Here is a 21,385-nt window from a genome sequence, read left to right on the forward strand (position 1 = left end):
AGGTAGGATATTTACTGAAAGTACGATGAAAAATTATTAAACAACTTACTAAAACACATGAAGGAGAGAACAGATGTATACCGACTTAAAAAACAAAGTAGCGATCATCACTGGCGGATCAAAAGGGATCGGCACGGCCGTTTCGGAACGCTTCGGAAAAGAGCAAATGAAGATCGTCGTCAACTATCATTCAGATGAAGAAGGGGCCCAAGAGGCAGTCGAGCTGATCGAAAAGGCTGGCGGCAAAGCCATCGCGGTTCAAGCGGATGTATCCACAGAAGAAGGCAATCAGGCGCTGATCGATGCGGCGATCAAGGAGTTTGGCGATTTGGATTTGTGGGTCAATAATGCGGGGATGGAAAATCGCTATGAGACCCACAAACTGCCATTGGAAGAATGGGAGAAGGTAACCAAAGTCAACTTAACCGGTGTCTTCTTAGGAACGAAGGCGGCGTTGAATTATTTCCTTAAGCAGGACAAAAAAGGCAATATCATCAATATGTCCTCGGTGCATGAACAAATTCCGTGGCCGACTTTTGCTCATTATGCGGCTTCAAAAGGAGGGGTAAAACTCTTTTCGGAATCCGTCGCGATGGAATATGCGGCTCGCAACATTCGCGTGAACTGTATTGGACCTGGCGCGATCAATACTCCGATCAATGCCAAGAAATTCGAAGATCCGGAGCAATTAAAGACCACCACCAGCATGGTACCGATGCAAAGAATCGGTGATCCTAGCGAGGTCGCGGCAGCGGCGGCTTGGTTAGCCTCGGAGGAATCCAGCTATGTCACGGGAATCACGCTGTTCGTAGACGGTGGAATGACGCTTTATCCAGCATTTCAAGGCGGCAAAGGCTAAAACAGAAAGGATTGTAACGGATGAATATTTTAATTGCATTAATTCCAGCGATCGGCTGGGGGATTCAACCGCTGATTTTGAAAAAAATCGGGGGACGGCCCGTCAATGAGATTTTAGGAACGGGGATCGGGACACTGCTCGTCGGTCTGGTGGTCTACTTTTTCTTTACCGATCAGAGCCTTTCTCTAGGAACGTTTATGCTGGCGATGGCCTCTGGGGCTTTTTGGGTGATTGGTCAAACGGGGCAATACATGGCCTTTAATTTGCTGGGGGTTTCAAGAACCATGCCGATCTCAACCGGTCTGCAGCTGGTGGGGACTTCCTTGATCGGGATGCTGCTTTTTAACGAATGGGCCGGAACGACTTCACGGATCATCGGCTTTGGCGCGATTATCTTATTGATCATCGGTGCGGCACTGACTGCGGTAACCGAGGATTCCAGCAACAAGATCGGATTGAGCAAAGGGCTGATCATCTTGGCAACCACAAGCGTTGGGTACTGGGTATACAGCGCACTGCCAAAATTAGTCGATGCCTCTGGCGCGGCGATCTTCTTCCCGCAAATGCTGGGGGTATTTGCAGCAGCACTGATCTACGTTCTCTTCAAACAGCCAACAGCGCTGAAAAGTGACAAGAGCTATAAGGCCGTGATCGTCGGGATCATCTTCAGTATCTCAGCCTTCGCCTACATTTTCTCAGCACAAGGCAATGGCGTTGCGACAGCCTATGTGATCACACAGCTGAATGTCGTGATCTCGACACTCGGCGGCATGTTCATCCTTAAAGAGAAAAAAACGCCGAAGGAATTGCGCTTCACCTTGATCGGCCTAACACTGATCGTTGTCGGCAGTATTATTACCACCTTTTTATAAGAAAGAAAAAGTCTAAGAAAGTGAGCTGGATCATTTTCTTAGGCTTTTTTGCTGGTCTTCAACAAAGCTGCGGAAAGAACCAAATAACAAAAGATTTTACTTTTTAAAAGAAATTTGGATAAGGGGCTTTTTGCATGGTAAATGCTCCTAAAAATAAAATGATTTTCGGTAGTCCATTCTCTTAAAAAGTGTTGGGGGAAAATGAGGGTATGGCTTTATCTTTGATTGCGATAAGAACAAGGTTTTGCGCTGAATTTATCTGTGCTGCTACTGTTTTGAAGCACCGGCGATTGTCCTGTTCACCAGATGAATATTACAAAAATATGACAAAAACCTTCGACCCTTTTTCAAAAAACAGCTAGTTTACCTATGAAAGAAACCTTGTTCTGTTTGCACAAACATCGCTGAGAATTTCATATAATTAAAATAGAAAATAACTACAAAAAAAGGGAGGGCGGACAGATTGGATCAAGTAGAATTTCTCCAGGAAGACCAAACCTATAAAGGAGGATGAGGTGCATGTTTGAGGAAATCGAACAGAGAAAACTCAGTACATTAGGACTTATTATTTCACCATTTTTATTGATTATTGGTTTTATTGGAAGAACACAAAGGTGGCCGATCGCCTGGTTATGGTTGGTAGTCTTTTCTTCGGCGGCCTTGATTGTTCAGTTTGGACCAGAGGCTTATCGGCGATTGTTAAAGCCCATACGAAAAGGCAGTTGGAAAGCGATTCTTATTTTCGTCATTCTCAGTATGTTTCTGTCATTAGCGGCAGCCAAATTCGGCAGTTTTCTCTTTCAAAGCCCTGAAGCGGAAAATCCAGTCGCTCAAATTATTATTAACAGTGATTTTTTGAGAAAAGTCTATTTTTTTCTGACGACTTGGATTTCATTAGCAGGCGAGGAACTGATAACTGCGGCGATTGCTTTGCCTGTCTATTATTATTTGGCAAAAAAGCTTGAAGGAAACCATGCATTTATACTGAGCAGTATCATCAGTGCTTTATTTTTTGGGATGCTGCATTTGCACACGTATTCATGGAACTGGTATCAATGTCTGGTCGTTATCGGTTTGACCAGAATTCCATTCAACTATGCTTGGAAAAAGGCCGACAGTTTGTGGGGAGGGATCATTTGCCATACGATCTATGATTATCTGCTCTTTTTGATTCTTTTGCTGAACCATGTATTGTCTGGTATCGGCTAAATGAATCCTTGCTACATGCGAAAATAGGATCGTCGCTAAAGCTTTCAGCTTTGCGGCGATCCTATTTTATTTCAGAATCCTTCTTTTTCTCGCTGCTTTGACGGCATCTGCGCCGTTGGTCACGCCGAGTTTGCGGTAGGCGGCACTTAAATGATACTTGACGGTAGCGATGGTGAGCCCCGTCTGTTCGACGATCTCGGCATTTTTATAGCCCTGTGCCAGTAAATCGAGCATCCGCAGCTGCTGTTTGGAGAGCTTTTTTCTCGCCGGATGCAAGTTCTTCGCGATGCCCGACTGCTGCTGGGCGTTTTTTTGCGTTAGCGCATGGACTTTGTTCAAAAAGCCTGACTTCAGGTTCGGTTCCTTTGTTGAATGGAAGGTCATCAGCCGCTCCAAGATCGGCAGAACGGCTGCGCCTTCTGCGGCAATCACGCGAACGTAATCATATTCCTGCATCATTAAGAGTGCCTCTTTCAATAAATCGACGGCTGGGGCCTGCTGATTGGTATGCCAGTTTAAAACAGCCTCCAAAATCAATGCCTCCGCGAGATCCGCAGGACGGCGGAAATCTTTTGCCAACTGCTTCAGCCGCTGGCAAAAGCGCGCTGCCTCAGCCTTTTGATTCAAAACCAATAACGCGCGGGCGGTGGTGCCGTGTTGATAGATTCGATACAGCTCGAAGGAATGATCGTGTTTAGAAAGCTGTGCGAGCCATTGTTTGGCGGCGACAGGATCGCCGTTGCGCAAAGCACGTCTAGTCTGGAAGGCTTGATAGTTTTTTCGGAATACTTGATTATCAGTGGTTTTAAAAAAGTAGGTCAAAGCCTTTTCCGCGTCTTTTACCCGATCGTCTTCGCCTAATGCCTGATAGAGCGCCAGCTGCTGCATCAAGAAACAAAAGATCGTCTCCTCATCGATGTCGGGCTGATCCATTAAAGCACCGGCTTTTTTCAACAAGGCCAAGCTTTTTCTCAACTGATTCTTCTCAAATAAAAGTCCCGCCTGTATCAAAAGCATCATAGAAGTTCCGCGGCTGCCGAGGATCGCATTGGTAGCAGTAGGAATCTTCAACCCTGAAAAACCTCCTAGACCGCACATATCCCTGCTGGAGCGGTGGATAAAGGGCAGCTGCATCGTGATCGTACTCCACGCCAAGCGTTCCTTGAACTTTGACAAGGCCGGCGATTTTAGAAATTCCTTGAGAATCTGCGGCAGCTCCTTCCGATAATCAACAAAGGTCATCAGCAGCGCATCCGCCAAAAACTGGGGATAATCAGCTTTGATCGTTGGTAGGCTCGCGTAGAGGGCATCGAGGCAATACTCCGTCATCGCCGCATCTCCGATCAGGAAGTAATAGCCGGCAAACTGCGAATAAAGATACGGGTAAGGGAAATCCTTTTCCGCAAACAACGTGTTTTTTGAATACGTACAAAAGATATTGAGAAACTCCTCAACCGAGATATTAGTTCCCCGGCCTGAGGTGTTGACCACCGCGTAATTTGTCTGAGTGATTCGTTCCTGACTGCCGCTTTTGAAGGCGTACCCGCGAGCGAGGAAGACCTCGTTTTGCTCCAGCCAATAATCGGCGGCGATCTGATAAAGCCCTTCAACCAGCCGCTTTTCCCGCTGGGCCAGCCGTTCCTGCAAAAAGGCGGCGAACACCGGATGATAGCGATAATGCTCTTCATTGAAGCAAGTAATGAACAAATTTTGCGTCGCTAATTCTGCCAAGAGCCGACTGCTGTCGGTCCGATTCGTCAGCCGATCCGCCAGTTCAGGGGTCAATTTAGCTGCGATCGAGGTTCGCAGCAGGAAGTCTTGCAGGTCGCTGCTTAGTAAATCCCAGACCGATTGAGCAAAGTAATGCTGGAACAGCTCTCGATCGGATTGGTCATTCGGATCGATCTTTTGCGAGGCCAGTACATGGACGCCCATCGCCCAGCCCTTGGTCGTCTGCTTGACCAAGGCGGCTTCTGCTTCTGTTAAGCGCCGATTGAAGCGGCGGAAATATTTCTTGATTTCAGTGGTGGTAAAGGCCAGCTCCTTTGCAGTGATCAGGGCACATGTTTCTTCGCCGCCTGCGAACGCGAGTGTTTTAGGCGGGATCGCATCATGGGTAATGAGGACGGTCAATACCGTTTCAGGGAAATGCTGCTGAACTGCTAAAAAGGCCTCCTGCAATTTTTCATCTGAAAGAAAGTGCGCATCATCGATCACCAAAACATACTCCTGCTCAGCGAAATTGACCTGCTGGAGCAATCGGATCGTATTGTCCGCGGGATTCGCGTTGAAGGCCGGATCATGCAAAATGTCTGATAGCGCCTGATTTTCCCGCTGCACAGCACAAAACCGCTCGCACAATAAATGAAAAAAGATTGTCGGAGCATTGTCGTATTCATACAAGCTCAGCCACAAGACCTCCTGCTCCGACTGCCGGAGCCATTGCGCTACCGCCGTGGTCTTGCCAAAGCCGTCTGGCGCAGACACGAAAACGATTCTTTTTTTTGCCGCTTTTTTCAATATTTTGGTAAGTGCCGGACGCTCCACCATATTTTCGGCAAGCGCAGGGGCATAAAATTTAGCATTTGGCTCGTTGATTGGACGCATTAAAAGGAACCTCCTTCCAGCAAATTCACTGTAAAAACCCTATCAAATTAAGTGTAAAATAGCTTGGCGCAAATATCAAAAAGTATTTGACCAAGTCGTCCATTTGCTTATGTTACAAACATGTTACAAAAACCCTATACCGCATTCCATAACTGCCGGTTTTGAGGCGAAAAAGAAACCCCTTCCACTTCAAACAAAAGGGCGGAAACCCGTTTTATAATGAAATAGAAAGATAAAAATAACGTGAAGTACTAACATCTGCTCATTCGATTGAAGGAGGAACTTAAATGAAGAAAGCAAGCAGAGGGAACAGAGGCAAGCTGATCAGTGTCGCCACCGTCGGAATGTTTATCCTTTCGGGCTATGTGCTGCCGCCGATCACAGCTTTTGCGGTGGAAGAACCCACGCTGACCCAAGAAGAAGTCGACCAAGCGAAGTCACAGCTAGAGACTCCGCTGCTAGGTGACACCGCTGCTACCACTCAACCCGCAGAGAAAACGACTGAACCCAGTAATACCGAGCCGCAGGAAGAGTTATCAGACAATACGGCTGCTGATTCAGTACTCTCAGCCCCAAATTCCGAGCTTACCGCTGAAGATTCTAGGTTAGACCAGCCGCAATCAGCAACTCAAGACAGTGATCCTGATAAAGGAATATGGGAGAAGGGAAATGATACAGTCAACTGGTCAGTTACTGAAGAGCCTAACGGAAACTGTGTATTGGAACTGTCTGATGGTATATTGACAACTGCGTCTAACGATCAGACCCCCTGGCTCTCGGACAAGTATAAAAATAAGATTACCGAGGTTCGATTTGACCATGTTGGGGGTGGAAATACTTTAAACTCATTGTTTTATCAAATGGAAAGCTTAAAAAAGGTGGACTTTACTGGTCTAGACACTTCGAACGTTACAGAAATGGCCCATATGCTTGGTGCTACAAGTATAGAACAGGTTGATTTGACAAAGTTAAACACTGAAAATGTATCCGTTATGGCATCCTTATTCTTGAACTGCAAATTATTAAAAGAGGCAGATTTGAGTGAGCTAATCACTAATAATGTTGAGAATATCAACACCATGTTCAGTGGTTGCGAGGCTTTAAAAACAGTAGACCTTTCCTGTTTTTATACGAACATTGAATTCGGCGCGTACAAGCTGTTCAATGAATGTTTGAGTTTGGAAGAACTGACAATTAATAGCCAGTTTAAATTGAATAGCAATATGTTTTTGAGGAAGTTGCCTGGTTTCGATGGTATGTATAAGCATTACTGGGTCCGAGATGATGACTCCCAGCAGCAGTTCGGCTCAACTGATGAAATGATAAATAGTCATCGGGAGCTTTCAGATAGCGATGATCATACCTATACGATCGAGAAGAAGGTAGGTGGAACTTGGAAAAGTGCAAGTGGCGACCAAGTCAACTGGACAGTCGTGTATGAAGATGGAGAATTTGTACTGGTGCTATCAAATGGGACAGTGAATAGTGCTACGAATGAAAGCACGCCATGGCGTGAAGAACCTTATAACGAACTTATCACCCAAGTTCGTTTTGAAAATGTCACAGGCGGGAAAGAATTATTCCACTTGTTCAAAGACATGCGTCAGTTGGAATACGTTGATTTTAACGGTCTGGATAGTAGAAATGTTACCAACATGTTTGAAATGTTTGCCAATTGCTCTGCACTTAAAGAGCTGAATTTGGAAGGTCTAAGTGTTGAAAATGTCTTTCTATTCAGTGCGATGTTCCAAGGCTGCAGCAGTTTAGAAACGCTTGATCTGTCTACGTTCAAAAATAAGGGTCAAGTGAATACGAATGCGATGTTTGAGGGCTGTACTAATTTAAGCGAAATAGACCTAAGTTCACTTAAGACACGTGACAAAGGACAAAATATGAACAGTATGTTTAATAACTGTCCAAAATTAACGACCCTCACGCTGTCCAATCAGTTCGAATTTATCAACAACAATTTCAAACTGGCTGATCTTCCTGCTCCGATCAACGCTGGAAAAACGACCTATCACTGGGTGACTGAGGATCTTACTACTGCTTATGACAGTACGGCAGACTTCGTTGAAGGGCATAATAATTATTCGGAAAATGGACCTATCACTTACAAAATCAAGACCAGACATAACGTCAGCTTTGATGTAAATGGCGGCAGCGGCTCTGTTGCTGACCAATCGATTTTTGACGGGGAAAAGGCAACGACACCAAGCTACGATGGGACAAATGAACATCACCAGCTGGCTGGTTGGCTGATGAACGACCAACCATTCGACTTTGAGACACCGATTCAGGCACCGCTGAATTTGAAGGCAAATTGGCGGCTCAACCAATATACCGTTCGTTTCTATAGTAATGAGGACAACGAGCAGACCCACGATCAAAGCTTTGACTATAATGAAGAAAAAAATTTAACGAAGAATTCGTTTGAAAAAACTGGGTACCAGTTTACTGGTTGGGCAGCCGATCGAGAAGGGTTAGGCACCCCTTATGAGGATGAACAGTTAGTCAAAAATCTGGCATATCAAGATGGTACCATCGTTAAACTGTATGCTCAGTGGTCGCCAAATAAGTATGACATTGTATTTATGCCAAATGGCGGCACAGGAAATCAAAAGCTTCAAGTTGGTATCCTCTACGACCAAGAGCACAATTTAATGAAAAATGACTTTACGCGGACGGGTTATCGCTTCACTGAATGGAATACAGCCGCAGATGGCAGCGGAGCAGCATATGAAGATGAAGCGAGCGTTAAAAATTTGACAGCTGTGGATCAAGGCACCTTCACACTCCATGCGCAATGGGAAGCCATCAACTATCAGGTAAACTTTGATAGTCAGGGAGGAGAGTCAATCCAGCCAATGACGTACACCATTGAGCAAGGGATTGATTCATTGCCAATACCTATTCGAGCTGGATACGAGTTTCTCGGCTGGTATGATGGCGATTCAAAAGTAGAGAATATTCCGGTCGGCAGTACCGAAGATATTGAACTAGTCGCACATTGGAAGGCAAACCAATACACCCTTTCATTCAACAGTGATGGAGGCAATGAGATTGATCCAGTGACGTTCACGCCAGACGAAGAAGTCACAGATTTACCGACCCCGACTAAAAAAGGCTATACATTCTTAGGCTGGTATGACGGGGATGAAAAAGTAACGAAGCTAGAAAAGGGAACTGTAGGCGATCTCACGTTGACCGCCAAGTGGGAGCTGATCACTTATACGCTGACCTTTACAACCGTGGGCGAACCGATCGCGCCGATCAATTACACGATCGATAGTGTGATCGAACTGCCGAAGCTGACCCGCAGTACAATGACTCGCGCTGGTTATCGCTTTGACGGCTGGAACACCCAAGCAGACGGCAAAGGCGCCGCGCTGACCGACGAACAAGAAGTGAAGAACCTCGTTGATGCAAACAACGGCTCGATCACACTCTATGCTCAATGGAAGGCGACCAAGTCAGAGCTGGAAGAACTAGTGAAACAAGAAAAAGACAAGCACCGCAATAAAAATAATTACTCAGATGCCAGCTGGCAAAAATATGAAGCGGCGTTAAACGAAGCCGAAGCCCTGCTGGCTGATCCAGCGGCGGACCCAGAAGCAGTGGAAGCCGCTGTGAGGAATCTGAAACAGGCGGTCAGTGATCTGGTGCCGATCCAAAAAGGCAGTACAGTCACGAGCCCAACCAAGTTAACACCAACCTCAACAAACCGAGGCACAAGATCCACGGCAAAGAGCTACCCCGGAACAGGCATGCTGACGAGCTCAGGTTTGATGCTCGCAGGCTTTTCCGCCGTCGCTGCCGCAATCACAAGTTGGAGAAAATATAAAAAATAACCATTCGCTGAAGCTTTTGACAGAGGAGCAATTCTTTGTCAAAAGCTTTTTTGGATCAACAAATTTCAGCGGAAATGAACGATCAAAAAATAACAGAAAATTCAACACCAATACGGTCGAAATTAATTGGAAATCTGCGCTATTCACATTATTTTAAGCTTGACTTCTCATAGGCTTTATGTGATTATACTAAGAAAATATTGAACGCGATGAAGAGAGAATGTTTGCTTCAGCTTTTGTTACAGAGAGCCCTTGATTGCTGAAAGAGGGTACAAAAGAGGCTTACTGAAAAGACTCCGAGCGGCGCACCGACTATACAGGTTTGTATTGAGACTGCGATGGGAATGCCCATTATAGCATCAGAGTATCGGCTATTTGCCCGTACTTGTAGAGATTTGTGCCGAGAGGCATAGATGAAAAAAGATGGTACCACGAAACAAAGCTTTCGTCCTTTTATGGACGGAGGCTTCTTTTTTATTATAAGGAGGAATCGAGATGGAGAATTTATCATTGGAAGAGGTCAGGATCGCAAAGGTAAAGGAGATAAAGACTCCTTATCCTGACAGATATGAAGTGAATGAAGAGATTTGCAAGGTGGCTTCACTAGAAGATGGGACGACAGACGTGAAAATCGCAGGGAGAATAACCGCTTTTCGTAAAATCGGAAAGCTCACGTTTTTCCGGATCTCTGATATCGCGGGTCAAGTCCAAGCCGCCATCAAAAAAGATGAGGTCGGTGAGGAACGCTATAACCACTTCCAGCAAATCATTGACACAGGTGATTTTATCGGGCTGGAAGGGTCCATCTTTACCACCAAAACCGGAGAGAAGACTTTAAGAGTCAAGGCGTATACTTTTTTGGGGAAAAGCTTCCTGCCGCTGCCGGAGAAATTCCATGGCTTGCAGAATTCTGAGCTGATTTACCGTCAACGCTACCTTGATTTGATTATGAATCAGAAGACCAAGGAGCGCTTCTTGTTACGGACGAAAATGATTCAGGCGATTCGCCGTTATTTGGAAGAGGAACAATACATTGAGATCGAAACACCGGTACTGATCAATAAGCCTTCTGGCGCCTTGGCGAAGCCTTTTGTCTCGCATCATAATGCGTTAGATATCGATGTCTTCCTGCGGATCGCTCCTGAAACGTACTTGAAACGGGCGATCGTTGGCGGGTTTACGAAAGTGTTTGAATTTGCCCGCTGTTTTCGCAATGAGGGGATGGACGCTACCCACCTGCAGGATTTTACGATGCTGGAAGCCTATTGCGCCTATTATAATTATTTAGATAATATGAAGTTCCTGCAGCGCATGCTCGTTTCAGTGATCGAAAAAGTTTTCGGAAAAACCGCGATCACCATCAATGATCATTCGGTCGAATTTGCCGGCGAGTGGCCGATCGTCACCTTCCGAGAGCTGCTGATAAAAGACTGCGGCATCGATATCAACCAGTTTGAAACGGCGGAAAGCTTATTGGCTGAAATCAAAAGAAACAAGATTGAGCTGAATACTAGCGACGATTTAGCTGCGATGGGAAAAGGAAATTTGATTGATTTGCTTTATAAAAAAGTGAGCCGCCCACAAATCATTCAGCCCACATTTTTAACAGAGCATCCGATTGAGCTGTCACCACTGGCGCGAGCCAATGATGAAGATCCGCAAATTACCGATCGTTTCCAATTAATCATTAACGGCGCTGAAATTATCAATGGCTACTCAGAGCTGGTCGATCCGGCCGAGCAAGCGCTCAGACTGGAAGAACAAGCCCAGTTAAATAAAGATGGCGACCAAGAAGCGATGGTGATGGACACGGAGTACCTTACTGCGATGCGGCATGGGATGCCGCCAATCTCCGGCTGGGGAATGGGGATCGATCGTCTGATCCAAGTAATCACCGGAACACCGAATTTAAGAGATTCCGTGCTGTTTCCGCTGATGCGCCCTGATAAAAAAGGTGAGGAAATGTAGGTGGTGTTTTTGTAAAATACACCTTCATACAAATGCTGGAATATTCGTGGCGTATATTGTCTTCAAACAACCAGTAGCGTTGAAAAGTGACAAGAGCTATACGGCAGTGGTCGTCGGGATCAACTTCAGTACCTCAGTCTTTGTCTACATTTTCTCAGCACAAGGAAACGATGTTGCAACACTCTATGTGATCAAACGACTCGACACTTTGGAGGCAACTGAAGAATTTATACATACGAATACAGAAATTATTCAATGCAAATCTTCTATCAATCATTCTCTCAACTGAGGATGATTGATAGTTTTTTTGATTTAAATGCCCTTTTTTACAAAACAACAATAGTCTTTTCTGTAATTGTATTTATGTGATCATTCTTCAATATTCGATGAGGTTGAGGAACAGTCAGGTGTAATAAGCGAAATTTTCTTTCGTATAGATCAGTAAAAATTATTTTCAAAATAAGTTGACTTATTTGTGTAAATAATTTACGATAAAGGCAACAATTGTTAAGTATAGGCCTATCACTTTAGCTGGAAAGTGGGTGATAAAAACTGGAGGAATGGACAATGGAAAAACGAACGTTGGATTTAATACAGAAGAAAATTGATTCTTTGGAACCCTCATTTACAAACTCTGATAAGAAGATCGCACAGCAGGTGTTGAAAAATCCGGAAGAATTCGTCAAGCAAAGAACAACGGAAATATCTGAAGTAGCTGGAACAAGTGTAGCCGGGATTACCCGCTTTGTTAAAAAGATGGGCTATGACAAGCTGACGGATTTCAAGCTGGCGATAACTCGGGATTTAGAGGTAGATCATTCGATTCCCTACGAAGATATTACCGCAAATGACAGCGCTTTAACGCTGTCTCGCAAAGTCATTACTCATAATGCACAGGGATTGATGGATATTGAGGATAACTTAAAAGAAGAAGAATTAAAGGAATGTATTCGTCTAATTACGAACGCCACAAAAATCAGTTTTGTTGGCTTAGGTGGTTCGATTTCCGTAGCGCAGGATGCTTATTTGAAATTTATGCGGATGGGGAAAAATGTTGAACTCTTAACAGATGTTCACCTATTGACGATTTCGGCTTCCGTCAGTCAACCTGATCAGGTGATTTTGGTGGTGAGCCATGAGGGGGCCAACACAGAATTGAACGCGGCTTTGAAAATTGCCAGTGAAAATGGCGTAAAAATACTCGCGATTACACAATTTTCGATGTCACCACTGGCTAAAATTGCAGACATTTGCTTGTATACTTTTTCTAAAGGATTCTCTTATAAACCAGAGCCGTTGATTTCGCGCGTGTCCGAATACACACTTGTCGATATTTTATATGTAGCATTTTGCATGTACTCCGGAAAAAATATTAAAAATCAATTGAAGGTTATCAGTGAGAATTTGAAGCAATTCAAAAATTATGAAGCATAAACCTGAAGGGAGAATTTTGATGCAAATTGGATTTATTGGATTAGGAAAAATGGGATTAGCAATGGCAACCCGAGGGGTAAAAGGCGGACACGATTTGATCGCCTTGGATCACTCGCAGGCCGCGCGCGACCAAGCGCAAGAACGAGGAATCAAAACAGTTGCTAGTCTGACTGAATTATTGGAGGCGCTATCAATTCCGCGTGTGATTTGGTTACAAACGCCACCGGGAGAACCAACCCAGAGCTTGATTCATGAGCTTAGTAAGACTGTTGACCAAGGAGATATTATTGTAGATGCAGGTAATTCAGATTTTAGAGATACTAAGAAAAATGCGGATTATTTCGCGGATTTAGGTATTAATTTTGTTGATGCAGGTGTTAGTGGCGGAGTTTCTGGTGCGAAAAACGGTTGTGGGCTGTTAGTTGGTGCGAAGCCTGATTTGTATGACAAATTAACGCCTTTTTTTGATTCCTTAGCGGCACCGAATGGCTATTGTTTATGTGGTGATACGGGAGCGGGACATTATTCTAAGACAATTCACAACGGTGTTGAGTATGCACTAATGCAAGCATATGCAGAAGGCTATGAAATGTTGATTTCTTCGGATATTAAGGTGGATGTTTTGACGGTGATGCAGGCATATCAAGGTGGGTGTTCGATTCGGTCGCATTTATTATCCAAGGTAATCGAAGCTTTAGAGCCAGATCCAACACTAAATTCAATAGAAGGCTATGTGGCAGATTCCGGTATGGGACGCTGGACGGTAGAGGAAGCAATTAAGCTGAAGGTACCAACGCCGACAATAACTGCTGCATTACAAGCTCGATTCCGTTCTCAACAGGAAGATTCTCCACAAATGCAATGCTTAGCAGCTCTAAGAGGAGCCATCGGCGGACATCCAGTTAAGCGTAAAGGAGCGGCAAAATGAGTATTCAAGGATTGATTAAAAACAATATTGATGAATTAAACGAAATTCAACAACGTTTAGACGAAACACAATTAACTGTCATTGCAGGGAAACTAATCGGGGCGAATCGAATTTTCTTTAGTGGGATGGGGCGTTCCGGGAATATGGTCAAGGCCTTGGCAATTCGCTTTATGCACTTAGGATATGATGCTTACGTGGCAGGGGATGCGGCGACACCATCAATAAGTAAAGGGGATGTGCTAGTGGCGGTTTCCTCTTCTGGAAAAACAAATGTTACCATGAACCACTTGGAAACGGCTAAAAAAAATGGTGGCACCACAGTATTGATTTCCTCGGTACGCGAAAATCCCGAACGGTCTGATTGTTACTTATGTATTCCTGCAAAAACGGAGGTTGCATCTACGCAGCATGCGGGTTCTTTATTCGAGCAATCGGTGCTGATTGTTGGAGATGCTTTATCTAGCTACATCCAATCAAAAGAGAATATTTCGACTGAGTATATGAATGACCGACATGCAAATCTTCAATAATAGGAGGAAAAGGAATGACGAATTCAGTATCTCTTAAGGTAAGGGTTCAGAAGATAGGTGCTTTCTTAAGTGCAGAGGTGATGCCGAATATCGGTGTATTTATTGGTTGGGGAATTTTGGCAGCGCTGGTAATTCCGACTGGTTGGTTACCGAATGAAAAGCTGAATGTTCTAGTTGCTCCAACTATGAAATATTTAGTACCGGCTTTAATCGGCTACACTGGTGGGTTCAATATCCATGGCAAACGGGGCGGTGTTATCGGAGCCTTTGCGACGATGGGTATTATCTTAGGTGCTGAGATGAATATGTTGGCTGGTGCGATGTTTATGGGCCCAGCTTCGGCTTGGCTGTTGAAAAAGCTGGATGGCTGGTTTGATGGCAAGATCAAGCCCGGACTAGAAATGATGGTAAACAATTTTACTTTAGGTATTCTTGGTGTTTCCTTAATGATTATCGGTTATTTAGGTATTGTGCCGATTATTGAGTTTTTGATTGGAATTTTAAGCGGTGGGGTTTCCGCGCTATTATCACGCGGGTTGTTGCCGTTGATGGCTCTATTTGTTCAACCGGCAAAGGTCTTATTCTTAAATAATGCGGTTAATCACGGTATTATGATCCCCCTAGGCATTGAACAAGCAACGCAAGCAGGAAAATCGTTGCTGTTTATGATTGAAGCAAATAACGGTTGTGTTTTAGGTGTGGCGCTGGCTTTTTCAATTTTTGGGAAAGGCACAGCGAAAAAAGCAGCTCCAGGAGCAGCGATTATCAATTTCTTTGGTGGAATCGGTGAGGTAGTCTATCCCTTTGTCCTTAGTAAACCGCTAACTTTACTAGGGATGATCTCTGGAAGCATGGTGTCACTTCTGATCATTCAGTTCTTTGGTGGTGGGACAGTTGCTCCAATTTCTCCTGGGAGCTTTTTCGCTTTAGCATCCGTTTCAACAAAGGATACGATATTGGTGAATATCATTTCCTACTTTGCCGGTATGCTAGTGTCAATGCTGGTAGCAGGCTTCTTCTTGAGAATCGATCGCACGACTGAAGAAACACTGTTGCCAGAAGCTGATAATGCCCTTGTAAATGAAGCAGTATCAAGCCAATCCACTGCAAATAATTATACCACAAAGCCTGTGCTTGAGAAGGCGATGATTAAACGGATTGTTTTTGCCTGTGATGCAGGTATGGGTTCCAGTGTGATGGGAGAATCCATCATGAAGACCAAGTTGAAAAAGGCGATGCTGGACATCGAGGTCATCCATTCCTCGGTGGCTTCATTACAGGAAACAGTTGATACTTCCGACATTATCATCACTACACGACCATTGGCAGATAGAGTGCAAAATGTTCTTACGACTAATTCTTTAGATAATCAAGTTTTCCCAGTGGATAATTTGCTAAACGGTGATACCTACGATCAATTAATCAAGGACATTTTTGAAAAATAGATTTTGGAGGAAATGACATGGACGTTTTAACCACAAATAACATAATGCTCAATGCCTCATTTAACAATAAGTGGGAGTCAATCAAAGCTTGCGGACAAATTTTGCAACAATACGGCTATGTACAGGCTTCCTATATTGAGGAAATGATTGAGCGGGAAAAAAGTGTCAGTGTCTATATTGGCAATAACGTGGCGATTCCTCACGGGATTACTACCAACACTGACAGTATTCTACATTCGGGACTCTCAGTGATTCAAGTACCAGAGGGAGTAGATTTTGACGGTAATGCAGTAAAGCTATTGGTAGGAATTGCGGGAAAAGGGGAGGATCATATCGCCCTTTTAAGCAAAATTGCCTTAATCCTAATGGATGAGAAAAATGTTGCATTACTAGTCAACGCTGAAACGAAAGCTGAGATACTTGCGATTTTACAAGACTAATTTTTAGAATATGCTCCTTATAAAGTGGACAAGGAAAAAAATCCTAATCCATTTTGTAAGGGGCTTTTTATACTATAATAGAAGAAACAACGAGGAGGGACTCTGATGGCTAAGCTCCAGATATCAATGGCTAATGCGTTAAAAACGGCTGCTGAAAAAGTCATTGCGGAATTAGGCTTAACACCTGAAGCTGCGATAACGGTGCTTTATAAACAAATCGTAGAACATGGAAAAATCCCATTCCCCATCGAACAAACTGAGAACAGCAAGCTGGCTCAAAATGTCCAACGATGGTCAGAAAATCTGCCCGTGAGACGGCTTGATACGGATGAGAAATTGACTGAAAAAGAAAAGCGCATGAAATCATGAAGAAATATAATAGAGATTTAGGCGAGTTTCAACAAAAAGCGACGAGCAAAGAATTTAGAACGGTTCTTAAATATGTCGCTAATGAAGCTAACCGCAAGCAGCGTGAATTAGTTGGGCAAGAAAATGGTCCTGAAAAATAGAGGAATGTCGTTATCAAGGGAACTGACTCCTCAATAAACCTATACTCTCAAAAGCCTCCATCAAAACTTGATGGAGGCTTAACATCGTCACTTGATAGGAACAAAAATCTATTAATCTTTATCACTGCGATTGCAGATAAATAAGAATGAAATCAATAAATAAAGAAATGATAAAAGAGTGTAAAAGGAGTGTCTAATGATTGATTATGTACTTATTTTTGTATTATAATAAAAGAAACTAAGAGGGGTGAATAAGATGGCCAAATTACAAATTTCGATTGATGATGATTTGAAAAATGATGCTGAGAAATTGATTGATGAATTAGGATTAACACCCAAAACAGCGATAACAGTCTTTTATAAACAAATACTAGAACAAGGAAAAATTCCATTTTCAATTGAACTATCAGAGAGAAGTAAGCTTGCTCGAAGCGTTCAACGATTGTCAGAGGATATACCTGTAAGACGACTTGATACAGACGAAAAAATCAATGAGTGGATTAATGAAGATGAATAAAAGTGATATAGCTACAGTTTATGTTGCCTTTACGAATAGCGCAAATGGAAAACGTAGACCAGTGTATATTATTCAAGACGATAACAGTAATATTCAGTTTTTTTCTATAACATCAAAGTATCATACGAAATCAGAAACGATTAAGCAGCAGTATGTCGAGATTAGAGATTGGGAACAAGCTGGCTTGAAAAAAGAATCGTGGATTGATATAGGCACAATCAATGAAATACCAAAAGATAAAAAGGATATTACGTGGAAAAAAATAGGTGTGTTGAGTAACAATGATTTGAAACGATTAGAATTGAGACTACACAACAAACCCTAGACCAGATTCACATCTCAATACACTCAAAAGCCCCCATCAAAATCTTGATGGGGGCTTAACCTCGTCACCTCACAGGCATATACATCTCTGTCAGATATTCGTCTTCCGGCTGATCTTCGCCGTTCAAATAGTGATAATAGATGCCGCCGGCTGGTTCGTAACCATAGGCAGGGAGCCAGTTCATCAGCTCTTCTAAGGTAGGATCTTGCTTTTCGTAGGGTCCGCGATCGATGGTGAGCGCGATCTTGCGGATCGGGTTCGTCTGGGTTTGCACCTCGCCCTTGCCCTCAAGTGGTCGCGGCGTGGCGAAGCCGATCTCCACATCCAAGGCTTCCAAATCGATATTGTGGAAGCAGACGATCGGGCCGCTGCTAGGCTGTGCCTCGTTTTCTTCGATCAGAGCAAGGATGCTGCCGACCGCTGTTCCCATCAGCTCTGAGTATTCTTCAAAAAAGTTAATCGTCCTGCGCAGCGTCAGCAGGTGCTGTTCTGGCAGTTCCTTGATCATAATATCCGCGATTCTAGTCATTGTACGCCCTCTTTTCATTTTCTATTGTGTCATAGAAAATCATAGCAAAGAGCATCCGATTCCGCTTGTCCGTCAGTGCTCAATTCTAGTCGGCAAAGTCACGAAACAAATAAACACCCAAAACGGCATTAAAGCCCATCGCCGCGAAAACGCTGAACCGTTCGGGGATGCCGAAATAGTCGCGGGGCACCGCATTGACGCCAATCGCTCCTGCGATCATGAAAAAGAGGGCAAGCAGCGCCCATTTTGCTAATGAGGGATGGGATTTTCCGCGAAGGCAGCTAACGATAATCACCAGCAGGGAAGCCAGCGACAGGACAACCACCAATACCGTGACAACGACGTGCATGATATCCTGAAAAGTCCCCGCAAATCCGCTGTCCGTCAAAGGAAACATCGTGTAGCCCACCGCCGACAGCCACATCATCACCGTAAATAAATAAATCCCCAGACGCAAAGCGCGGGTCAGTTTTCCTTGAATATAAACGCAAAGCACCGTAGCAGATACGACACTGCCGACACCAGACAGCGAAGCCAACTGATTCCAAATGATTCGCGAAGGGGCGTTCTCGGCACTCAGATCACTGACCGCCTGCGCCATCCAGTCGTAGCCGGGATATGCCAGCGGGCTGAACACGACCGCCGCGGTATAAGATAGCAGACTGACCACACCCAGCAGCCCCAGCCAATGAATCAAGCCGCGTTTCTTACTCATGACCGCAAGCCTCCATCCGGTACAACCGATAAAACTGGCGAATATGCCGCTCCAACAGCTCCACACATTCCATTTCTCTGTCCAAATGACGATCACAGATCGACAGCAAAAGCTGGATTGGCGCGTAAAAATGCAGCGCCATGACCTGCGTATCCCATGCCTCCAGCACGCCCGCTTGGACCAGCATAGCAAACAGCATTCCCTGATAGCTCAACGGATCATCCGCATATTGCTTGGTATACATCGCCGCAAGTTCGCTATCCTGAAACTGCTCGATCGTCAAAAGCTTGCGAAAATCCGCCGCATACTCATCATGCAAAAAGAAGTCAAACAGCTTTCGCCCCAGCGCCACCAGTTGTTCCTCCGACATGCCGTCAAACAAGGGCGCATCCGCCTTACCATCACGACCATCCAGCATTAAGCCCGCCATATTTTTCTCATACCGTGTATTCATTTCTTGCAGCACCGCATCGAAAATCTCCTGCTTGTTTTTATAGTGCTTGTACAAAGAAGGGGCCTTGATCCCGACCGCCTGCGCGATCTCATCGACGCTCACCGCGCCATACCCCTTAGTGGCGAACAGCCGCGCCGCTTCAATGACGATCCGCTCTTTCGTAGGTAATTTATCCATCGTCTTTTCTCCTTGGCTAATAGTTGTTAGCCTAAGTTTAGCTAATAATCATTAGCCTGTCAAATTACAACAAAACCCGAGCATAAAATAAACAAGACGTACGACAATTACCCCTGCGACCGCAAATTCGCAGGGGTAGTCGTCGTACGATTGATCTTCATAATCAATGCAATTTCCTTTCTGAGTATGAAATGGCGTACAATCACTTATGTTCATTTTCTATCTTTTTGATCGTTTCAAGGTCTAATTCAGTAGCTTCCACGATTTTCTCTATAGGAAAGTTCATCTTGAGCAACCGAAGAGCAACTTTTCTCTTCACTTCCTCAATCCCTTCCATTCGAGCAGTAGAGATTACGGCATCAGTGATAGCCTTTGACTTATTGATTTTCATAATCATCTCTTTTTTCCTTTCTAAGTATGAAATGAGCGTACAATCATTTATGTTCATTTTCTATCTTTTTGATCGTTTCAAGGTCTAATTCAGTAGCTTCTACGATTTTCTCTATAGGAAAGTTCATCTTGATCAACCGAAGAGCAACTTCTCTCTTCACTTCCTCAATCCCTTCCATTCGAGCGGTAGAGATTACGGCATCATTGATGGCTTTTGATTTATTGATCTTCATAATCATCTGTTTTTCCTTTCTGAGTATGAGATGGGCGTACCATCACTTATGTTCATTTTCTATCTTTTTGATCGTTTCAAAGTCTAATTCAGTAGCTTCCACGATTTTCTCTATAGGAAAGTTCATCTTGAGCAACCGAAGAGCAAATTTTCTCTTCTCTTCCTCTCGAGCGGTAGAGATTACGGCATCAGTGATGGCTTTTGACTTATTGATCTTCATAATCATCTCTTTTTTCCTTTCTGAGTATTAAACAGGCGTACAGTCATTTATGTTCACTTTCTATCTTTTTGATCGTTTCAAGGTCTAAATCAGTAGCTTCCACGATTTTCTCTATAGGAAAGTTCATTGTGATCAGCCGAAGAGCAACTTTTCTCTTCACTTTCTCAATCCCTTTCTCAATTCCTAGATCAATTCCTTCCTCAATCCCTTCCATTCGAGCAGTAGAGATTACAGCGTCAGTGATGGCCTTTGACTTATTGATCTTCATAATCATCTCTTTTTTCCTTTCTAAGTATGAAATGGGCGTACCATCATTTATGTTCACTTTCTATCTTTTTGATCGTTTCAAGGTCTAATCCAGTAGCTTCCACGATTAGCTCCATAGGCAAGTTCATCTTGATCATCCGAAGAGCAACTTCCTCAATCCCTTCCATTCGAGCGGTAGAGATTACAGCGTCAGTGATGGCTTTTGACTTATTGATCTTCATAATCATCTGTTTTTCCTTTCTGAGTATGAAATGGGCGTACCATCATTTATGTTCACTTTCTATCTTTTTGATCGTTTCAGAGTCTAATTCAGTAGCTTCTACGATTTTCTCTATAGGAAAGTTCATCTTGAGCAACCGAAGAGCAACTTCTCTCTTCACTTCCTCAATCCCTTCCATTCGAGCGGTAGAGATTACGGCATCATTGATGGCTTTTGATTTATTGATCTTCATAATCATCTGTTTTTCCTTTCTGAGTATGAGATGGGCGTACCATCACTTATGTTCATTTTCTATCTTTTTGATCGTTTCAAAGTCTAATTCAGTAGCTTCCACGATTTTCTCTATAGGAAAGTTCATCTTGAGCAACCGAAGAGCAAATTTTCTCTTCTCTTCCTCTCGAGCGGTAGAGATTACGGCATCAGTGATGGCTTTTGACTTATTGATCTTCATAATCATCTCTTTTTTCCTTTCTGAGTATTAAACAGGCGTACAGTCATTTATGTTCACTTTCTATCTTTTTGATCGTTTCAAGGTCTAAATCAGTAGCTTCCACGATTTTCTCTATAGGAAAGTTCATTGTGATCAGCCGAAGAGCAACTTTTCTCTTCACTTTCTCAATCCCTTTCTCAATTCCTAGATCAATTCCTTCCTCAATCCCTTCCATTCGAGCAGTAGAGATTACAGCG

At 43.8% G+C, this 21,385-nt stretch carries 26 protein-coding genes and 1 pseudogene; 15 read left to right on the forward strand and 12 right to left on the reverse strand.

Annotated features, from left to right (window positions below; all coding sequences use genetic code 11):
* Positions 1-73: 73 nt before the first annotated feature.
* The 3 genes from A5875_RS21680 to A5875_RS21690 all read left to right on the forward strand — a co-directional run bounded on the left by A5875_RS21680 (position 74) and on the right by A5875_RS21690 (position 2,940).
* Positions 74-859, forward strand: coding sequence for a glucose-1-dehydrogenase (locus A5875_RS21680; protein ID WP_088935633.1), 786 nt, complete (start codon positions 74-76; stop codon positions 857-859).
* Between the two features lie 20 nt (positions 860-879).
* Complete coding sequence (locus A5875_RS21685; RefSeq protein WP_088935634.1) at positions 880-1,731, forward strand: GRP family sugar transporter; 852 nt, start codon at positions 880-882, stop codon at positions 1,729-1,731.
* A gap of 519 nt (positions 1,732-2,250) precedes the next feature.
* Positions 2,251-2,940: a CPBP family intramembrane glutamic endopeptidase gene (locus tag A5875_RS21690; protein ID WP_176244775.1), complete on the forward strand. Its 690-nt coding sequence runs from the start codon at positions 2,251-2,253 to the stop codon at positions 2,938-2,940.
* A 66-nt stretch (positions 2,941-3,006) separates the two neighbouring features.
* Here A5875_RS21690 and A5875_RS21695 read toward each other — a convergent pair whose 3' ends face one another.
* Positions 3,007-5,547 carry a LuxR C-terminal-related transcriptional regulator gene (locus A5875_RS21695; RefSeq protein WP_088935636.1) on the reverse strand — a complete coding sequence of 847 codons (2,541 nt, stop codon included), beginning with the start codon at positions 5,545-5,547 and terminating at the stop codon, positions 3,007-3,009.
* A 287-nt stretch (positions 5,548-5,834) separates the two neighbouring features.
* On the opposite strand from A5875_RS21695, the gene A5875_RS21700 reads away from it, so the two are divergent.
* The 12 genes from A5875_RS21700 (at position 5,835) to A5875_RS21755 (ending at position 17,494) form a co-directional block, all read left to right on the forward strand.
* Positions 5,835-9,398, forward strand: coding sequence for an InlB B-repeat-containing protein (locus tag A5875_RS21700; RefSeq protein WP_088935637.1), 3,564 nt, complete (start codon positions 5,835-5,837; stop codon positions 9,396-9,398).
* Positions 9,399-9,893: 495 nt separating this feature from the next.
* Positions 9,894-11,366 carry a lysine--tRNA ligase gene (lysS, locus tag A5875_RS21705; protein WP_088935638.1) on the forward strand — a complete coding sequence of 491 codons (1,473 nt, stop codon included), beginning with the start codon at positions 9,894-9,896 and terminating at the stop codon, positions 11,364-11,366.
* Positions 11,367-11,412: 46 nt separating this feature from the next.
* Entirely contained in the window at positions 11,413-11,655 is a 243-nt protein-coding gene (locus A5875_RS21710) for a hypothetical protein (RefSeq protein ID WP_088935639.1), read from the forward strand.
* A gap of 278 nt (positions 11,656-11,933) precedes the next feature.
* A complete protein-coding gene (locus A5875_RS21715; RefSeq protein ID WP_088935640.1) occupies positions 11,934-12,800 on the forward strand; it encodes a MurR/RpiR family transcriptional regulator in 867 nt (288 codons plus the stop codon).
* 19 nt (positions 12,801-12,819) lie between these two features.
* Positions 12,820-13,728, forward strand: coding sequence for a phosphogluconate dehydrogenase (NAD(+)-dependent, decarboxylating) (gene gnd, locus A5875_RS21720; RefSeq protein WP_088935641.1), 909 nt, complete (start codon positions 12,820-12,822; stop codon positions 13,726-13,728).
* Positions 13,725-14,258, forward strand: coding sequence for an SIS domain-containing protein (locus tag A5875_RS21725; RefSeq protein WP_088935642.1), 534 nt, complete (start codon positions 13,725-13,727; stop codon positions 14,256-14,258). The genes gnd and A5875_RS21725 overlap by 4 nt, the downstream gene beginning before the upstream one ends.
* Positions 14,259-14,272: 14 nt before the next feature.
* Entirely contained in the window at positions 14,273-15,703 is a 1,431-nt protein-coding gene (locus A5875_RS21730) for a PTS mannitol transporter subunit IICB (protein ID WP_088935643.1), read from the forward strand.
* Positions 15,704-15,720: 17 nt separating this feature from the next.
* Positions 15,721-16,143, forward strand: a complete 423-nt coding sequence (locus tag A5875_RS24240) for a PTS sugar transporter subunit IIA (RefSeq protein WP_088935644.1) — start codon at positions 15,721-15,723, stop codon at positions 16,141-16,143.
* 105 nt (positions 16,144-16,248) lie between these two features.
* The gene (locus A5875_RS21740; protein WP_088935645.1) at positions 16,249-16,512 is read left to right on the forward strand and encodes a type II toxin-antitoxin system RelB/DinJ family antitoxin; all 264 of its coding nucleotides are present in this window, start codon (positions 16,249-16,251) and stop codon (positions 16,510-16,512) included.
* A complete protein-coding gene (locus A5875_RS23915) occupies positions 16,509-16,652 on the forward strand; it encodes a hypothetical protein (protein WP_088935646.1) in 144 nt (47 codons plus the stop codon). The genes A5875_RS21740 and A5875_RS23915 overlap by 4 nt, the downstream gene beginning before the upstream one ends.
* A gap of 256 nt (positions 16,653-16,908) precedes the next feature.
* Complete coding sequence (locus A5875_RS21750; protein ID WP_242551293.1) at positions 16,909-17,169, forward strand: type II toxin-antitoxin system RelB/DinJ family antitoxin; 261 nt, start codon at positions 16,909-16,911, stop codon at positions 17,167-17,169.
* Positions 17,156-17,494, forward strand: a complete 339-nt coding sequence (locus A5875_RS21755; RefSeq protein WP_088935648.1) for a type II toxin-antitoxin system PemK/MazF family toxin — start codon at positions 17,156-17,158, stop codon at positions 17,492-17,494. The genes A5875_RS21750 and A5875_RS21755 overlap by 14 nt, the downstream gene beginning before the upstream one ends.
* A 64-nt stretch (positions 17,495-17,558) precedes the next feature.
* Here the strand turns inward: A5875_RS21755 and A5875_RS21760 are convergent, their stop codons facing one another.
* The 11 genes and pseudogenes from A5875_RS21760 to A5875_RS23930 all read right to left on the reverse strand — a co-directional run.
* Positions 17,559-18,023 (reverse strand): GyrI-like domain-containing protein, encoded by a 465-nt coding sequence (locus tag A5875_RS21760; RefSeq protein WP_088935649.1) that lies wholly within the window; start codon positions 18,021-18,023, stop codon positions 17,559-17,561.
* An 85-nt stretch (positions 18,024-18,108) separates the two neighbouring features.
* Positions 18,109-18,738, reverse strand: coding sequence for a DUF998 domain-containing protein (locus A5875_RS21765; protein ID WP_088935650.1), 630 nt, complete (start codon positions 18,736-18,738; stop codon positions 18,109-18,111).
* Complete coding sequence (locus tag A5875_RS21770; protein WP_088935651.1) at positions 18,731-19,369, reverse strand: TetR/AcrR family transcriptional regulator; 639 nt, start codon at positions 19,367-19,369, stop codon at positions 18,731-18,733. Before A5875_RS21770 ends, A5875_RS21765 begins: the two co-directional genes overlap by 8 nt.
* Positions 19,370-19,571: 202 nt before the next feature.
* Positions 19,572-19,760 (reverse strand): hypothetical protein, encoded by a 189-nt coding sequence (locus tag A5875_RS21775; protein WP_141108375.1) that lies wholly within the window; start codon positions 19,758-19,760, stop codon positions 19,572-19,574.
* Positions 19,761-19,803: 43 nt separating this feature from the next.
* Positions 19,804-19,998: a hypothetical protein gene (locus A5875_RS21780; RefSeq protein WP_088935653.1), complete on the reverse strand. Its 195-nt coding sequence runs from the start codon at positions 19,996-19,998 to the stop codon at positions 19,804-19,806.
* A 36-nt stretch (positions 19,999-20,034) separates the two neighbouring features.
* Complete coding sequence (locus A5875_RS23920) at positions 20,035-20,211, reverse strand: hypothetical protein (RefSeq protein WP_176244776.1); 177 nt, start codon at positions 20,209-20,211, stop codon at positions 20,035-20,037.
* A gap of 43 nt (positions 20,212-20,254) precedes the next feature.
* Positions 20,255-20,479: a hypothetical protein gene (locus tag A5875_RS21790; protein ID WP_242551292.1), complete on the reverse strand. Its 225-nt coding sequence runs from the start codon at positions 20,477-20,479 to the stop codon at positions 20,255-20,257.
* A 43-nt stretch (positions 20,480-20,522) separates the two neighbouring features.
* Positions 20,523-20,705, reverse strand: a complete 183-nt coding sequence (locus A5875_RS21795; protein ID WP_088935656.1) for a hypothetical protein — start codon at positions 20,703-20,705, stop codon at positions 20,523-20,525.
* A gap of 36 nt (positions 20,706-20,741) precedes the next feature.
* Positions 20,742-20,930, reverse strand: a complete 189-nt coding sequence (locus A5875_RS21800) for a hypothetical protein (RefSeq protein WP_254911922.1) — start codon at positions 20,928-20,930, stop codon at positions 20,742-20,744.
* A 42-nt stretch (positions 20,931-20,972) separates the two neighbouring features.
* On the reverse strand, positions 20,973-21,149 hold the full coding sequence (locus tag A5875_RS23925; protein ID WP_176244776.1) for a hypothetical protein: 177 nt from the start codon (positions 21,147-21,149) through the stop codon (positions 20,973-20,975).
* A 43-nt stretch (positions 21,150-21,192) separates the two neighbouring features.
* Positions 21,193-21,385 (reverse strand): annotated as a pseudogene (locus A5875_RS23930) (hypothetical protein); the annotation flags it as partial.

This window comes from Enterococcus sp. 3H8_DIV0648, assembly GCF_002140655.1.
GTDB classification, from domain to species: domain Bacteria; phylum Bacillota; class Bacilli; order Lactobacillales; family Enterococcaceae; genus Enterococcus_A; species Enterococcus_A hulanensis.